Raw genomic sequence first — 17,669 nt, 5'->3', positions numbered from 1 at the left:
AATCGTTAGAAATTTAAGTTGAGGCCCAGTGTATAGGTACGTGTGGTAGGATATTTATCCCGGTTGTCATTACCGGGGTCCAATCCCAGCCTGTTCACTTCAGGATCAATGCCCTTATAGCCGGTGATCATGAAAGTGTTGAGCGTAGACACATAGAAGCGGGCCGATTTAATGAAAGAAATACCTGTCTTGGTAAGGTTGTATCCCAGCGTAATGTTATCTACTTTCCAGAAATCGCCGTCTTCCACATAATGGCTGTTGAATTCCAGCGGAACGTCTTTGCTGAGTACGGCCTTGCCAAAGATCTTATCGTAGGCAGATTTCAGGCGATTGTATTGCTGGATGTTGGTATTCTCATAGTACATGCGCTGGAAGTTGAGTATCTGGTAGCCAAAGGCGCCACGCATGGTGATGGCCAGGTCCCAGTTCTTGTACCGGAAATTGTTGTTCCAGCCTGCATAGTATTTGGGAAGACCATTGCCCAGTACTTTCTTGTCTTCAAAAGCATGGTTGAAGTCGTCGTACTCCACCGGTTTACCGTCTTTGCCTTCATAGATCCATTTGCCATCATCGCTGATATCAATGACTTTGAAGCCATAGAAGTTGCCGATGTTGCTGCCAACATCCACCCTATGTGTGAATGTTTGGATCGGTTCACCGGTACCACCGGTCGTGAAGTAGTTATTGGTGAGCTTGTACAGGTCGTTGGACAGGCTGACCAGCTTGTTGGAATTGGTGGAGAAGTTGACACTGGTGTTCCATACAAAGGTCCTGGTTTGGATGGGCATATAGTTCAGGATCACTTCTATCCCTTTATTCTGCATTTTACCTACGTTGGCACGCGTACTGGTGAAAAGATTGGGCGGACTGGGTACCTGGTAATCATACAGCAGACCATTGATGTTCCTTACGTAATAGTCTACGCTACCGGAGATCTTTCCTTTCAGCATGCTGAAGTCGAGGCCAATGTTGGTTTCGTGCTTCTCTTCCCACTTTAAGTTGGGATTAGGATTCTGTGAAGGCGACAGTGTTTGTATCCACTGGCCATCCATGTAATAGAAGCTGCCATATCCCAGCAAGGCCACACCACGGAAGAGGTCAACAGGCTGCGTACCCGTAACACCGTAACCTGCGCGGAGCTTGATATCATCAAACAACTGCTGGTTTTGCATGAACCCTTCTTTGGTAATACGCCAGCCTACAGACACCGCGGGGAAGAGGCCCCAGGGCTTTTCAGCGCCGTATAACTGGCTGGCGGCTTCATAACGCAGGCTACCCAGCAGGAGGTATTTATCCTGGTAGCTATAGGTAAGCCTGCCGAAGAAACCAATGAGGTTGGTTACACCCCGGTAGCTGGATTGCGGCGCGAGCCCTTCTTTAAGTGCTTTACCAATACCTATGTTGTTATAGGAGAAGAGATCGGTGGGAAAATCCCAGTTCTGCATCCAGTGGTCTGAGTAATCATTTTCCTGGTAGCTGTAGCCGGCGAGCAAAGAAAAACGGTGATCAACAATACTCCTGGAGTATTCAGCCGTCAGTTCCATAAGGCGGTCGATGATCTCCCGCCCGCCTACAGAAGCAAAACCATTGCGGGAATCCCGGCGGTTGGAAATATGCTCTTTGGTTTCGGCATATCCCCTGCTCTGGTTGAATTTGGAATAGGACAGGAGGGCATTTAACCGCAGGCCCCTGACAGGCAAAAAGGTAATGGTGGTGTTGTAACGCATATTCTGCGAGGTGTTCCTTCCGTCACTTTCATACAGGCGCGCCAGCGGGTTCTCATAGTTGAACTGGCCTGTTTCCTCATGCCAGCGGCCGGTGGAATCATAGATCGGCGCTGTCGGGTTACGGATAAGCGCCTGCCGGTAGGTGTAACCATTGAAGCTAAACCCATCGCCGGTGGTGGTAAATTTATTTTGTGAGCTGATCATACCGAAGTTGAACTTCAGCTTATTGTTGAACATGTTGTGGTTGATATCCACCCTGCCGGTAAAGGTGTTATTATCCGACTTTTTAAAGATGCCCTGCAGCAACCGGAAGTTGATGTTGGCGAGGTAGTTGGTAGTACTGTTGCCACCACGGAAGGTAAGGTTGTGCACGTGACTAATGGGCGTTTGGGATATTTCTTTCAGCCAATCGGTAGAACTGCCCAGGTCGAGTACCGGTTCCCGGTCGCCATCGGCAATCTGCTTGCGGTAATCGGCGGCAGTGAGCATGTCCAGCTTGCGGGCAATGGTTTGGGTGCTTACCGAACCACTGTACTCAACGGAATTGGTATAGTTACCGCTGGCCCTGCGGGTAGTGACGATGATAACACCGTTGGTGCCGCGTGTGCCATAGATCGCAGCCGCAGAACCATCTTTGAGCACGTCAATGGATTCAATGTCTTCGGGCGCTACGGTTTTGAGATCGCCGGGAATACCATCTACCAGGATCAGCGGATTGGCATTGGCGCCCAAGAGGGTCGTATTACCACGCAATAGTATTTGTGAGCCGCTGGTAGGATCGCCACTCGGAGCGGTAACAGAAAGTCCTGCCACTTTACCCTGCAATAACTGACCGGCGTCCAACACAGTCCCTTTGGTAAAGTTCTCTGCTTTTACTGTGGCTACTGAACTGGTTACCTCCCCTTTCTTCTGTGTACCATAACCAATAACGATCACTTCTGTCAGGTTGCTGGTAGCTGTTTTCATGGTGACCGTCAGCGTAGTCCTGCCGCCTACCGGCACATCCTGCGCCACATAACCAATGGAAGAAAAATTGAGTATGGCCTCTTCTTTCGAAATGGCGATGCTGAAGCTTCCGTCAGCGGCCGACATGGCGGTGTTGCGGGTGCCATTTTCCACGATGGTCACCTGCGGAATGCCTTTGCGGGTGCTGTCTGTCACAAAGCCGGTAACCGTCAGCTTCTTTTTCACCACATCTGTAGAAACGGACGACGATGCAGGCGATGCATTAGCGGCTGTAACAGCAGTATTTACACCTTCGATCCGGTCTTTGGCAACGATGGTATAGTAATTAGGTTTTACGTAGAGGAACACAATGTTATGGGGATACAGAATAGCTTTAAGCACTTCCTCCGGTGTTCTCTTTTCTACATTGGTGAAATCAAAACTGGTTTGTTTGCCTTCGAGCAACGCGGCATCATACACAAACTGTGTTCCGAATACCTGTGTTACTTTTTTTAAGGCGTCCTGCAGGGAGGAGGATTTTGCCTGTGCATATAGCTGTGTAGTAAAAAGGCTAAGGCATAGGCATGCGAAGAAGCATCTTCTCAAATGATAAGCAATCATTGTTAGCAATTTTTAGAATAAGTAATCAGAGACCACAGCACGCTTATCTTGGCCGGAGAATAATGGTGCTGTCTTTTTTTATAACCTGTGTGTTTAAAACAGTTGACAATATGAATAAGGCATCGTTCAAACTATCATAGAGAATAGGTCCGTTAATCGTTTTGCTGCCCATCCGCGGGTCTTCCAGCACGATCCGGTAGCCAAAGTTGTCTTCGAGGTACCGGGTGATCTCCTGCACCGTGGGATTTTTAAGGATCAGCTTGTTGTGTTGCCAGGCGCTGTAATCGGCGGCATTGGTGGTATCCTTTAATACCTGTTGCTGCCGGGGATCATACACTACCCGGTCACCCGGCTTCATCACGATGTTTTTGTGGGCAGGATTGCGGAAGAACAGCTCTATTTTACCCGATCCCAGGACCACTTCTGTAATGCCCCGCCGTTCACGGATATCGAAGGAGGTACCGAGCACTTCCACGGTCAGATCGGCCGTATGCACCCTGAACTTTTGCAGTGCCTGGGTGTTACGCTGAAAGGCTTTCCTGACTGTAAAAAAGCCTTCTCCCCGTAACCATACATCCCGTGTAGGCACTTTATGCCAGTCATCTATATATTGAAGGGTCGAATTAGCATTGAGGGTTACTGTAGAGCCATCGGGCAATACAATGTTTTCCGTGCGGCCATATTGGGTCTGGTACAGCTTCCTGGTATCGCGTGAGATGTACCACGTGGCAGCTACTGTAAGCAGGATGCCTGCCACCACAGCTGCTGCGGCTAATTTCCATAACCTGCGGACCTTTCCCCGTGTGGGTTGCATTTCCGGGCTGTTTTCTGCAGCTACCGCCTGTAGATGCTTTTCAAAAGCAGCCGCCACGATGGCTTCATCCGGAAACTCTTCCCGGAAAGCGATCCGCTCCAGGAAGGACCTTGCTACCTGCACCTGCTCCGTGGCGGCCGGGTATTGCAAGAGGAATTCTTTCCAAAAGTCCACCCGTTCAGCCGTGGGCTCAATGATCCATTCCTGGAAGGCAGGATTACAGATAAAGTCCCTGCTGCTGAAGTTTTCATACGCTTTATAATCAGGCATCTCCATTGCTATAAGTATATATAGTGCCGGGAATAAGGATAATTACCCCACGGCAGGGAAACTTTTTTTTATTTTTTTGCCCAAGGGATCAAAAATGCACGGGATAACGGTTTAACATTGACCAGAAGAGCAGCCAAACAGGAAGGGGAAGGGTGTTTTTTAATTGCAGTAAGGCCCTGGCCATGAGTTTATAAGAAGCCTTTACCGAGATATCCATGATGACGGCAATTTCCTCATAGGACAGCCCTTCATAAAAACGCAGGAAAAGGGCTTCCCGTTGCCGGCCGGTAAGCTGCCGGAGGGCGGCCTGTATTTGTTCCTCCATATCGGGCGAAGCTTCATAGCGGCTGGCGAAATGGTGAATGGAGAAATCGGGCTCCTCTTTTTCATCTGATAAGGAGACGTGCTTTTTTTCCCGGTTTATTTTTTTAAAGAGAGAATACCGGAATGCAGAGAAGAAGTAGCTGTTAATCGCCTCCGGCTGCCGGTGCGTGTCTTTTCTTTTCCAGTAATCGAGGAAGATATCCTGGATACTGTCTTCAATCAGAATGATATCAGTGGTGAATTTACGGCCGTAGTTGTAGAGCCTGGTGTAGTAGCGGGTATACAGGTTCCGGTAATTATCTGATACGCTTTGATCAAAGTATGGCTGTTGTTTTTCCCGCATGGTCTCAGGTTAACGCCCGTTGAAAGCAATGGCAGTTGCGCTGACCGCAATGTAGCAAAAATCCTTTAAGTGTTAAATAAACAATTATTTATAGTCCGCAGTGTCCTGAAAATCAGGCAATCAACAGGCAGTCACGCGCTAATGAATACTTACAGTAACAGTACTGTAATAAAATCCACCAATAGAAGGGCCGCCTATGAATGAATAATAGTATTTGTTCAAAAGGTTGGTTGCCCCCAGTTTTATACGAAAGTCACCCTTGATAGTATGGTATTGTACCTGCGCATTCAGCGTGTTATATGCCTCTACCCAGCCACTGGCCAGCGACGATTGCCAGAGATACCTGCTCTGCCACCTGTAGTTTACTTCAAAACCGGTATGCGGAGTAAGAGCCGGATTGTCAACAGTAAGGTTATAGATCCAGGAAGGAGTATTAAAGCTATCCTCCAGGCCATCATTCCGGGAAGTACGGGCCAGTTTGGCCATGGTAATATTGCCGCTGAGCTTATAGTAGTTGGGTAGCTCCCAACCAATGCCCAGGGTGCCCCCATAGTTATTACTTACCGTTTTGGAATTGGTCCAAAGACGGTAACGGTTTTGTAATTGCCGGTTGTTCAGGTAGTACAGCAGACTATCCGGAGAAGCATTCCGGGGAATATTGGCTTCTACCTGCGCCATCAGGTTGCTGTACCGGTTGAAGTAAAAATCCAGGTCAATGGTGAGTTTGTTGTTCAGAAGCTGCGCCCTGTAGCCGGCTTCAATGCCCTTTATTTTTTCCGGCTCCAGGTAGGTATAGTTGTTTCTCTTCAGTAAACCCTGGTTCTTTTCCATCGCCTGTTCCAGGGTGAGCCCATTCGTGTTCACATCATTGGTATTGGCAGCCTGGAAAGCATCAATAGAAGCACGCAGGTAACTGTTTTCAAAGATGCCCTGCGACATGACCGGCAGGCCGCCCACTCTTTTTACACCTCCGCTGTTGATGTTGGAAAACGCTTCAAACAAGCTCGGAAAGCGATAGCCCTGCTGAAAGGCCAGGCGAAAGTTGTGCTGTGGCCAGGGGGTATATACCAGTGCGATCCTCGGATTGAGGTTGGCATTGAAATACTGGTTCTTGTCTATCCGCAACACGCCATTGACCCTCAGTTGCTGGTTCAGCAGGTATTTGTTTACCTGTATAAACCCGCCTGCTTTCCAGTAAGTGAGGTTACTACCCTGCTTCACAGGGTTAATGAAGTAGTTACCATCGGGCACCACCACATATTGCCTGTAATCGAAGCCATACATAACAGACAGTTTGTAACGGGTATAGAGTTTTTTAAAAACATCATCCGTAAGGCTGTGTTGCATTTCTGCATGGTACATAGCCGACTTCACCCGAAGGGCAGCCCCCATATCCCAGTTGTTGATGTCCCGCAGCCGGCTGATCAAGTCATCTGTTTGTGTGGTATGAGGTTGCGGCCGGCCATTGTCGGCATAACTCCTCGCTTCCTGCATGGCAACAGGTACAGCAGCGCCATTATTAATGGCCGTATTAAAGCGACTGGTAAAATCGGAAAACCAGGTGTTGTCCGACTTAAAGCTACGATCTATGTTTTCGGCCATGGAGCGGATATTGTACGAATCGCCGGTGTTTTCTGTGTTCACATAGGTCCTTACCTGCAGGCTGCCTGTTTTAAATAGCACACTGTGTTGACCCGTCACGTAGTTATCAAGCCGGAAGCGATTGGTTCGCTGGTAAATGGTATTACTGTGCGCTATCCTGAATGTATACGAGAGCTGAACGTCGTTTTTAAATTTATAGGCTACTGTCATATCGCCTTTGACATTCTGCAGCCGGTAACTGCTCATGTCTTTTTCTGCATAACCGGTGCGGCTTACTACATATTGCCTTCCATTTACGGTCAGTGTTCTCCGGTTGGAAGATTCATCAGCATATATGTTCACCGCATCTTTGCCCGGATTCAACGCTCCGGTGAGGCCTGTTGAGCTATTTGCAGTAGGATTAAGGTCGGTCTGATTATTGGCATACCAGTCTGTCCCCTCCGCATACGTTACATTGATCTTAAAAGCCAACCGGTTCTTCCAGGCTTTGGCCCAACGTAAAGCAGTTTCCGAAAACAGAGCAGGTTCCTGTTCATGATCGCCCATATGGTTTACGCCTGTTCTTTGTGCAAAGCTTAGTCCTGCTGTCTGAAATGGATCTTTAGTAATAAAGTTAGCCGTTCCGTTGATGGCATTCATGCCATATAGTGCAGAAGCTGATCCCGGTACTACTTCTACACTGGCAATATCAAGGTCGCCAGGCCCCAGCGCATTGGCCATGGGCGCACCTATATGGGGCGCCTGGATATCGGCGCCATCTACCATTTGCACAAAGCGCACGTTGGTGGTATTGGTAAACCCTCTTGCATTGATCACTTTAAACCCAAGGCTTGGCGTAATCACCTGAATGCCTTTTATGTTTTCTATAGCATCAAAGAAAGAAGGCTGTGTATGGTTTCTAATGGCCTCACCGCTTAACTTTTCAATACTGATGGGAGCCTGCAAAATATGCTCTGACCGGCGGGAGGCGGATACGACCACCCGTTCCAGCTCCTGGGCCCTGGCGGTATCTGGCTTAGCCTCCTGTGCCTGTGTTACAGCAGCCATAAACAGCAAAGCGCACAGCAGACTATATATAGTAAATGATCCCGTAAGCATTGGTTTGTTGCTGCAAAAATAGGGAGGTTCATCCACGACTGATTAAATGCGGCCCGCATAGTTTCCTGTCCTGTAGTAATAATCTTACAAAAAACCACAAGTCATTCTACAGGCACTCATAAGGCATAACCCGTAATTTGCCGTGATAAACCGGTTTACGTGCCCTTTACTTTTTTACCGCACCGTAGCACCGTAATGGGCTTCTTAGCCCAGCCGGCAAGCACGCCACCCTGAAACCGTAAAGTATACCAACATTTACCATATTTCATAAAACCACTACAATGATCAGAACGATCCTATCCTTCCTGTTTTTATCCATCTTTTTTGCAAGCCAGGCACAAACGGGCAATATTGGTATTGGCACCAGCGCCCCCAACGTCAATGCGAGCCTGGAACTTGGTGCTGCCAATAAAGGGCTTTTGCTGAACCGTGTAGCACTTACTGCGGCCGATAACCCGGCTCCGCTGGCCGCCCATGTGGCAGGCATGGTAGTGTATAATACGGCCACTGCCGGTACCAGTCCCAATAACGTTAGCGCGGGTATTTATTTTAACAATGGCGCACGCTGGGTGAGGTATGAACCCACCCCTACGGGGTTGTTTGTAAAAAGCGCCGGCACACAAATGATTAACGGCGCCGCAGCCATTACTGATTGGGCGGTAACCACCAATAATTTTGGCAGCGCCTGGAATGGAAGTGTACTTACTGTGCCCGCCGGCATGCAGGGCTGGTACAGCATCAGCGCAGGTTTTCAAACCAATGTTGGCGGGGGCGGCTCTTTCCGCACCCCTTTCCTCCACATATCCATCCGGATAAATGGCGCTGATGTCGCTGTCGGAACCACCTCGGTGCAAGTATCAGGCGGCGTTGTAGCCGGCGATCCACCGGGAAGCGGCTCCGCTACAACATCCATCCATTATTATTTGAATGCCGGTGACCAGGTAACCATAGTGGGTAGCCATTTGACCTATTCTATTCCCGGCAGTGCTTCTGTTGCCATTAGCGCCGATCCGGCACGCACTTATTTATCCATTTTAAAGCAATGACGAGCAATTATGAAAACATATTCCTACCTGTTAATACTGCTTCTGCTTACTGCGGCAGGTCACCGGCTTGCAGCCCAATGCCCCGGCACATCATCCACCCCTTTTGATGCGAGCCGTGGCGGGGTTACTACCACCAGCGGCAGCCTTATATTTTCCGGCCCCGGGTCGCAATACGTACAGGATGGCGGCCTTGATAACGGCGATGGGGGTACGCTTACCATACAAGGAGATGTATATATTAATGGCGATCTGCGGCTGAGCAACAATAGCAGTATTGTTATTGAAAGCAGTGGAAAGCTGTTTGTATATGGTAACCTGTATATTAATGCAGGTTCTACGCTTACCGTTAACAACGGCGGTAATTTCTATTTTTATGGCAATGAGTGGATCAACCAGCCGGGTGCTGTGGTCAACAATTCCGGTGGCGCCGGCATTATCTCACTCATTATGCCCAGGCCGGCAATAAACACCAACGACCCCGTGAGCGGTAGCCTGCGCTACCCAGCTAATGCTACGGCCTATACCGCCACCGGCAATACCATTCAATATATAGATGGCGGCGGCGTGGACATGAATGTATCCATCACCAACTATAATCCGAATAATGTTTCTTTGTGCAACCTCGATAATTCGGCCGCGGCAGGCAGCAGCGATACACGCCTTAGTGGCGCCTTTGGCTTTGCTACTGCCGGTGGAGATGTAGCCCTGAATAACAATAATTTCATCCTGACGGCCACAGGCAGTTATATACATAGTGCCATCAATGCCTACGAAGGGTATTTTATCAGCAATGGCACAGGCGTATTGAAGAAAGAAGGAGTTGCCAACAACGCAGCTTATACATTCCCTGTAGGACAGGCTGAGAGCGACTATACGCCCCTTACCCTCACCAATACTTCCGGGTCGACCAATGATTATAATGTACAGGTGAAAAACTATGCCAATTCAGGCGCTACAGAATCGGTGCCTGCAGAAGGCATAGATCGCACCTGGCATGTATATACTGACACACCCGGCACTGCCAATATATGTTTACAGCACAATTCAGCCACCAATCCCTCGGGTACCGGAACCAACGGCAGCTCGTTTACCAATACCACGGCCTTTGTAACCCAACAAACCAGTGCGGGTTTCTGGAGCACGGGTACACAAACCGATGGCGGTTCTCCCATCAGTTCCCACTGTGCCACCTATACCGTGCCTTATTTGGCCAGTGATGCCACCGGTTATTTCAGTAAGGCCAGCGACCTCCTCTCTCCCCTGCCGGTTACCGTTGCGAGTTTCCGCGGTGAGGTAGTGAACTGTACCGGCCAACTGAGCTGGACAACCGCCAGTGAAAGCAATAGCTGGAAGTATGTGGTGGAGCATAGCGTCAATGCTGTTGAGTACAGGCCGGTGGGTGCTGTCAGCAGCAGGAACAACCCCAATGGCGCTTCTTATCATTACAAGTATACTGGCATACAACCGGGTGTCAATTATTTCCGCCTGGCGATGATAGATAAAGACAAACGGCAGGCCTACAGCGATATTATCAGCCTGCGTTCGGATTGTGCTGCTCCGCTGCTCATCGCTCCCAATCCCGTGCAAACCGTATTAACGGTAAGCGGACTGCGGGCCGGGCGCCAGGTAGTAGTCGTTAATACAACCGGACAGCAAGTGGCCAGGGAACTGGCTACCGGCAACCTTGTTCAGATAGATACCCGGAATTGGGTGAAAGGATTGTATATGGTGATGATCGTAGAAAATGGTAAAACAGTGAAGACAGAAAAAGTGCTGAAGCGGTAACCCCACAGCGACCATCAGACTGAATAGATTGCATAAATAGCTGACCCGCAGGGTTAGGTATTAGCGTAATTTCTGGGCATTAAACCATTTATTTTATGCGCATTACAAACCTTACCGCCATTTATCTTTTCCCATTGTGTCTATTGCTGGCACAGCCCGACGCTACCACCGACTGGAAAGCCGCTGAAGCCCAAAGTTGTCCTACCCCCAATGATTTTCATTTTGAATATGATGACTTCGGGTGGACAGGGAGCTCCTGTTATTATTTCCACATCACAGAGAAATACCTCGTTTATCACGGCAGTTCGTTTACGCAGCCGGTAGCCCTGGAAGTAGAGGTAGTAGATGTGGCGCCCTGGGGCACCAGCAGTTCCACGCATTGGGTGACTGTTAATCCCGGACAGACCCGGCTTTACCTGGGCCAGGACCAGGAAGAATGGAATGACCTGGATTGCAACGAATCGCAGGACTGGGGAGAAATGAGCTACCATACTTATTATCTTACCGGCAATTATGATTGTACACCGTAAGTACTTAACAAACAAAGCCATTTCCCCGCCTATATGCAGGGAGATGGCTTCCCCCCGAATCCCATGCAACAGTTTTCCAGACAAGATTGTCAAGCAAGAAAATGAATGATGAAACCTACCTTGCTTTTCCTGGTGGCCTTACCCCTTATTATGATTGTGGCAGCCTGTAAAAAAGACGTCCCTAAAGGAACAGCAGCTGTACGGCTGGGCAAATGCAGCGTTGAAGTATTTGGAAATGACGAGGTAAAGATCTGTTATGACAGCCTTATCCATGAATCCCGCTGTCCGAGGGGCGTTTATTGCATATGGGGAGGTATGGCAATAGGAAAATTTACCTTCTCTGTTAATACTGATCAACATACCTTAATCCTTGCCCCTTCCTGGCCTGATACTATTGTGGGTAACTATAAGATCAAATTATTGAATATCGACCCTTATCCCGGTGCGCATCCCCGCCCTCCCGCCACTGCCTACTTCAGGATCACAAAACTTTAATCAGCTCAACCGTTATCAGTCCAGCTATCATGACAAAATGACCGCTGCTACACTTTATCGTTGATATATATCAGCAAACCAGTATTATTGCAGATGTTAGCCCTTGTCACACCATGAGAAACATCTGCTTGTTCGTTCTATTATTACAGTCACTTGCTGCTGCAGCACAAACCAACCCTGCGGATACGATCATCCGAAAGCAATATTTCACCCAATCATTAAGCGGTTCTATTACCCTCGATGGCATTCCTTCAGAAGAAGCCTGGAATGCCGTGGAATGGGGCGGCGACTTTACCCAATGGCAGCCCAATGACGGCAAACCTCCCTCCCAGCCTACCAGTTTCAAGATCCTGTACGACAAGCAATTCCTGTATATTGCTTACCGTTGTCATGACGCGGCGCCGGACTCTATTATCAGACGAATGAGCCGGCGGGATGAATTTCCCGGCGACTGGGTGGAGATCAATATTGACAGTTACCATGACCTGCGTACCGCTTTTTCTTTTACCCTTTCAGTATCGGGTGTGCGGGGCGATGAGTTTGTATCGAGTGACGGCAATAACTGGGATGCCAACTGGAACCCTATCTGGTATGGCAAAACGCACGTGGATGCGACAGGCTGGACAGCCGAAGTAAAGATCCCCCTTAGCCAGTTGCGGTATGGCAATGAGCCGGAAAAGGTATGGGGCTTCCAGGTGACCCGCCGGTTGTTCCGCAAGGAAGAACGTTCTACCTGGCAACATATTCCCCAAAACTCCGGCGTATGGGTAAGCCGTTTTGGCGAACTGCGAGGCCTGAAGAATATACCCATGTACCGGCAGGTGGAAATAGCGCCTTATGTGATTGCACAGGCCGACAAGTATAAAAAAGAAGCAGGTAATCCATTTGCCAAAGGGTTCGACACGAAACTCACCGCCGGCCTAGACGGCAAACTGGCGGTAACAAATGATCTTATCCTCGATTTCACGATCAACCCTGATTTTGGGCAGGTAGAAGCCGATCCTTCGCAGGTTCGCATTGACGGATTCCAGAATTTCTTTGGAGAACGAAGGCCTTTTTTTATTGAGAGCAGGAATATTTTTGATTACCAGTTAACGGGCTCTGAAGCCGGTGGCGACTATGATTCGGACCTGCTGTTCTATTCCCGCCGCATTGGCAGTTCGCCGCATGGTTATCCCAACGTGGGTCCTGGAGAGTATGTTAAGTACCCGCAAAATACTTCGATACTGGGCGCAGCCAAGTTCAGTGGCAAAACAAAGAAAGGCTGGAGTATTGGCGTGCTGGAAAGTATCACCCAACGGGAGATGGCTACGATTGATGATGCCGGGAACAGAAGAAAAGAACTGGTGGAACCGCTGACCAGTTATTTTGTAGGCAGGTTGCAAAAAGATATTAAATCGGGCAATACGATTATAGGGGGCATTTTTACCGCCGTCAACCGGGAGAAAGGGTTGAGTGACCTGTTGCACCGCAGCGCCTATTCCGGCGGGCTTGATTTTGTACAGTTCTGGAAGAACCGCACCTGGTACCTGCGGGGCAATGTGGTATTCAGCCAGGTGCAGGGCAGCAAGGAAGCTATCCTGAATACCCAAACGGCCTTTGAACACCTCTTTCAGCGCGCCAATGCCCCGGAGGTATCGGTGGATAGCAACCGAACCTCTCTGACCGGCATGGGCGGCACCATCCGCTTTGGCAAGATTGGTGGCCGTCAGGGAAAGGCGGGCCAGTTATTACGATTTGAAACAGGACTCACCCTGCGTTCGCCCGGGCTGGAGTTGAATGATATCGGTTTCCTGCTTACTTCCAACCAGATCAATCACTTTACATGGGCCGGCGTGCACTGGCAAAAGCCCTTCTTCCTGTTCCGCACTGCACGCATCAATTACAACCACTGGTCAAGGTGGGATTATGGCGGACAATTCCTGTACCAGGCATTCAACACCAACACACACGCTGTCTTTAACAACAACTGGCAGTCGGGCACAGGCCTTACCTGGACAGTATATGAAGTATCCAATACCGATCTTCGTGGCGCTTCTTCCATGCGGCTGCCGGCCAACCTGGCGCACAACCTTTATGTAAACAGCGACTTCCGGAAGAAGGTTGCTGTAAATGCGGGTATCTTCAGCCGGTGGGGATTTAACAATACATTCAAGCTATACGAACTGGAGGCAGGCGTGAGTTACCAGCCGCTGAATGCCTTAAAGATAAGCCTCAGTGGCAGTTACTCCTATTACTGGCGCCGGCAGGACCAGTTTGTGGACGCCATTCAATATAATAACACTACCAGGACAATCGTAGGTGAAGTAAAACAAAATACGCTGCGCTTCACCGGCAGGCTGAGTTATAATATCACACCTGATCTAACGCTTCAGTATTACGGGCAGCCCTTTATCACCCGCCCGTTGTATGACCATTTTGGTTACGTAGCTGATCCACTGGCTAAAAAATACGATGACAGGTTTTATGTATTTAAAGCCAATGAGGTCAATTTCAATAACGGTCAATACCAGGTAGATGAAAATGCCGACGGCACACCGGATTATAGTTTCAGCAAGCCTGATTTCAATTTTGTACAGTTCCGTTCCAACCTGGTAGTACGCTGGGAATATAAGCCCGGTTCTGAACTATACCTAGTATGGTCGCAGGGCAATACACCCGATGCTGCTGCTGACCTTGACAGGCCACTGGGCAAGAGTTTATTTGACCATGCTTTTTCAAATGACCGGGCCCGGAATATTTTCCTGATAAAATGCACTTACCGGTTTGTACGGTAACGCACACAAGTAACAAGACTACTATAATAAAAAAATAGATCCTCCACTGATATTTTTTAGTCTAACCGGCCTATTTTTGGAACCTATTAACAATGATCCCTACCCCATTTATGTGTATCAAATTTACCGCCCGGACTACCAGCCAAAAGATGCTGGCTCTCTTTATCGCCTTTTTACTTTTTACATTTACCGGCATTAGTCAGCCTGTTAGCTGTCATCAAACACTGGATAGTATAAAAGCCTATATGGAGAAAAACTATGTAGGATTTACAGATAAGGTAACCCCTGCCACCCAAAAGGCTTACCAGGCACATACACGCCAATCTTATGCTTATGCGAAGACTGCTCAATCAAGGGCTGACTACCTCTTTACTATTCGCCACTGGATTAGTTTTTTCAAAGATCATCATGTTTTTATAGAGGTACCTGCCGACAAAGCCCATGTGGAAATGATCAGCTTGGACGAACAGGCAGTTAGCCGGTTGGGCAATACTCCTGCCTCCTCTATCGAAGGTATTTATTACATGCGCGATTCCACTTACAAGGTGGCGGTGGTGAAAAGTAAAAAAGGGCTACGTTCCTACACGGGCGTAATAGTTAATTCCCGGACACCCCTGTGGAAACCCGGCCAGGTGAAGTTTGAATTGATCAAAACAGGCAAGGATTCGTACCAGGGCATCTGGTACAATCGTAACCATGATGTCCGCTTTTCCACTATCGGATTTAAGCAACAAAACGGATTCGAGCAGGAAGGCTGGTATAAGCAGGGAACTGTGATAAAAACGGAAGCTGCGCAACCTTTGTTTGAAGAGGGACTTAATGCCACTGTCTCTTTCAAAACCATCAATGATTCAACCGGTTATATACGTATCAGGAGCTTTGACGGTGCTTACGCCAAAGCCATTGACTCTATTATAAAGGCCAACTTAAAGCACATTCAATCCATGCCCAGACTCATTATAGACCTGCGGGGCAATGGAGGTGGCAGCGATCATTCGATATCCTTCCTAAAACCTATCATTTACACCAATCCTGTAAAAAGAATTGGTCTTGACCTGCTGACCACCCCTGATAATATAGCCGCCTGGGAATATATGGTCAGTAAATACCGGGGCAAGCTTCCCGATGATTACCTGGACAAGATATTACAGCGGATTTATCGTGGAAAAGGAAAAGAACGGGAGCTGATCCATTTTGCAGATGATGAAACAGATAGCCTGCCAGACATCTGGTCTGCCCCTGCCAAAGTAGCCATCGTTATTAATCGTGGATGTGGCAGCTCTACTGAAGAGTTTTTACTGATCGCCCGGCAAAGTAAGAAAGTAGTTTTTGCCGGTGAGCATTCCAAGGGCGTATTGGATTATTCCAATATTGTTCCGAAAGATTTTTATTGCCCCGCCTTTACTTTATATTATTCTACCACCCGCTCCCGCCGGATTGATGTGGGACTCGGCATAGACAATGTGGGCATACAGCCCAATATCCCACTCGACCTAAGTAAAAACAACTGGCTGGAAGAGTTATTGAAGAAATTTTAAAGACTCCTACCGGAAGTTTATTTCACGGTGAAGCGTTTTACATCGCCCCTGACAGTTAGCTGCGGATGGATCACGACTGCCCGGAATTCATATTCTTTCCCTTTTTCAAGTACCGGGAGCGGCATGGTAAATGGCCCTTCTGCAGTGGCTTCTACAGATGAGGTCTTTAACCAGGTAGTGCTGTACAGGTTTTCGGCAAATCCTGCATAGGGCCTGTATTCAAAGAGCAGTTTGACTTTATCTGTATTCCCCTTTTTTAACAACCTGCCTTTCCCGCTCACTCCTTCAGGGGTTATTGCTGCTGCCAATGTTTCAATCACCGGCGGTTCCAGGGCCGGTTCAACATGGGTAATTTTTACGGTAATGGGATTGGGCCATTTGTAGTTGTCATAAACCCTTTGGGCCCTGGCCACTGAAATATGCAGGCCATCGTCTTTCTGTTCATACCGTGATTTTACATCCAGCTCGTTCTTGTATTCCGTCACTTTATCATTCTGGCCCAATACGCTGATGACTGTATTGGGTGTGGCCTTCACTGAACCCAATACAAATTCTTTGCGGTCTCCTTTTACCCAATCGGGTATACCGGTAATGACTGCATACACCGTGCGCTTGTCTTTGGATGCGGTAAACCAGATATTCGCTTCATTGGTTACAATCCAGGGACGCACGCCTTCTATTGCCTCCTGATTGATGAAATGCCAGGCTGCCACTTCCCTTAGTTCTATTTCCTGCTCATAAGGAATGTATCCATCGGGATGCGGCCCCACGTTCAGCAGGAAATTACCTCCCTTAGCACGGGCTTCTACCAATAGTTCTATCAGCCGTCCACCTTTTTTGATATCGTCATGCGTTGGCTTGTAATTCCATTGTGTACCCATGGTAACACAGGACTCCCAAAACTCATTCAGGGCTACGCCTGGCAGGGTTTGTTCAGGTGTATTGATGGCGCCACGGGTAATGACTACATCGGGCTGCAGTTTCCAGGCAACTTCCTTACAGGGCTCTTTCGGTTCTCCATCAATAAAGAGGACATCAATTTTGCCAAACATAGTAAACAGCTCTGTCGTCTGTTTCTTCACAAGATCATCATAGGCGTCGCTGGTCTTCTTGTCGAATTTCATATCACCCCGTTTGATGAGGATATTATTCTCGTACAGAAACCGGAAATCTTCCGGCGAATAGTAGAATCCCACTGCCAGGCCGGCTTTCCGTACCCCTTCTACGTATGTCTTTAAAAGATCTTTTCCATAAGGCGTTTTCATGATATTAAAGTCGGTAGTACGGGTATTCCAGAAACAAAAGCCGGAATGATGTTTGGCGGTAAAAACGATGTATTTCATCCCGGCCAGCTTTGCCAGTTTGGCAATCTCAAAGGCGTTGAACTTAGCGGGATCGAAGGTTTTGGGCAATTCCTTAAAATAACGCTGCAGGTAATCGTCTGAAGCGCCTACCAGGGAATGGCTGATGGTGATGCCAAGCTGGGCATCTACATTAAAGTGGATAAACATCCCGAACCCAAGGTCGCGCAACCATTCCTGGCGTTCCGGTTTGTTTTTGTTATTGCTGAAGCGATTATCGCTTTGTTCTTTTTGTGCAGGGCATATATGCACTATTAAGACGAGTACTGCCAAACAGATTGTTTTCATACGTTAGTTTTGTAATACCGTGTACAAGCAATTGCCGGCCCGCAACTAAATGATTATTAAGGTACGGTTTGTACCCGGTAATTACATTGTACTCATCTATTTTGG

The 17,669-nt window shown here is 48.3% G+C and carries 11 protein-coding genes; 6 read left to right on the top strand and 5 right to left on the bottom strand.

All coding sequences use genetic code 11. The annotated features are described in order from the left end of the window. Positions 1–5: 5 nt before the first annotated feature. The 4 genes from HB364_RS25425 to HB364_RS25410 form a co-directional block, all read right to left on the bottom strand. Positions 6–3,293, bottom strand: coding sequence for a SusC/RagA family TonB-linked outer membrane protein (locus HB364_RS25425; protein ID WP_167291206.1), 3,288 nt, complete (start codon positions 3,291–3,293; stop codon positions 6–8). A gap of 43 nt (positions 3,294–3,336) precedes the next feature. Then, a complete protein-coding gene (locus tag HB364_RS25420) occupies positions 3,337–4,383 on the bottom strand; it encodes a FecR domain-containing protein (protein WP_167291198.1) in 1,047 nt (348 codons plus the stop codon). Positions 4,384–4,465: 82 nt separating this feature from the next. After that, complete coding sequence (locus tag HB364_RS25415; RefSeq protein WP_167291196.1) at positions 4,466–5,044, bottom strand: RNA polymerase sigma factor; 579 nt, start codon at positions 5,042–5,044, stop codon at positions 4,466–4,468. A 138-nt stretch (positions 5,045–5,182) separates the two neighbouring features. Then, entirely contained in the window at positions 5,183–7,744 is a 2,562-nt protein-coding gene (locus HB364_RS25410) for a TonB-dependent receptor plug domain-containing protein (protein ID WP_208420100.1), read from the bottom strand. Positions 7,745–8,025: 281 nt separating this feature from the next. Between HB364_RS25410 and HB364_RS25405 the strand changes: the two genes are divergently transcribed. The 6 genes from HB364_RS25405 (at position 8,026) to HB364_RS25380 (ending at position 15,915) form a co-directional block, all read left to right on the top strand. After that, positions 8,026–8,790, top strand: a complete 765-nt coding sequence (locus tag HB364_RS25405) for a hypothetical protein (protein ID WP_167291194.1) — start codon at positions 8,026–8,028, stop codon at positions 8,788–8,790. Between the two features lie 9 nt (positions 8,791–8,799). Then, on the top strand, positions 8,800–10,575 hold the full coding sequence (locus HB364_RS25400) for a T9SS type A sorting domain-containing protein (RefSeq protein ID WP_167291193.1): 1,776 nt from the start codon (positions 8,800–8,802) through the stop codon (positions 10,573–10,575). 95 nt (positions 10,576–10,670) lie between these two features. Next, the gene (locus HB364_RS25395) at positions 10,671–11,105 is read left to right on the top strand and encodes a hypothetical protein (RefSeq protein WP_167291192.1); all 435 of its coding nucleotides are present in this window, start codon (positions 10,671–10,673) and stop codon (positions 11,103–11,105) included. Positions 11,106–11,210: 105 nt separating this feature from the next. Beyond that, positions 11,211–11,600, top strand: coding sequence for a hypothetical protein (locus HB364_RS25390; RefSeq protein WP_167291191.1), 390 nt, complete (start codon positions 11,211–11,213; stop codon positions 11,598–11,600). 113 nt (positions 11,601–11,713) lie between these two features. Beyond that, positions 11,714–14,377, top strand: coding sequence for a DUF5916 domain-containing protein (locus HB364_RS25385; RefSeq protein ID WP_167291190.1), 2,664 nt, complete (start codon positions 11,714–11,716; stop codon positions 14,375–14,377). A gap of 110 nt (positions 14,378–14,487) precedes the next feature. Next, a complete protein-coding gene (locus HB364_RS25380; protein WP_167291189.1) occupies positions 14,488–15,915 on the top strand; it encodes a S41 family peptidase in 1,428 nt (475 codons plus the stop codon). Between the two features lie 17 nt (positions 15,916–15,932). On the opposite strand, the gene HB364_RS25375 is transcribed toward HB364_RS25380, so the two are convergent. Continuing rightward, on the bottom strand, positions 15,933–17,564 hold the full coding sequence (locus tag HB364_RS25375; RefSeq protein ID WP_167291187.1) for an alpha-L-fucosidase: 1,632 nt from the start codon (positions 17,562–17,564) through the stop codon (positions 15,933–15,935). Between the last annotated feature and the right edge of the window lie 105 nt (positions 17,565–17,669).

Origin of the sequence: Paraflavitalea devenefica, from assembly GCF_011759375.1 — a bacterium.
In the GTDB taxonomy this organism is placed as follows: Bacteria; Bacteroidota; Bacteroidia; order Chitinophagales; family Chitinophagaceae; genus Paraflavitalea; species Paraflavitalea devenefica.
This window is presented reverse-complemented; position numbering and strand designations above follow the sequence as displayed.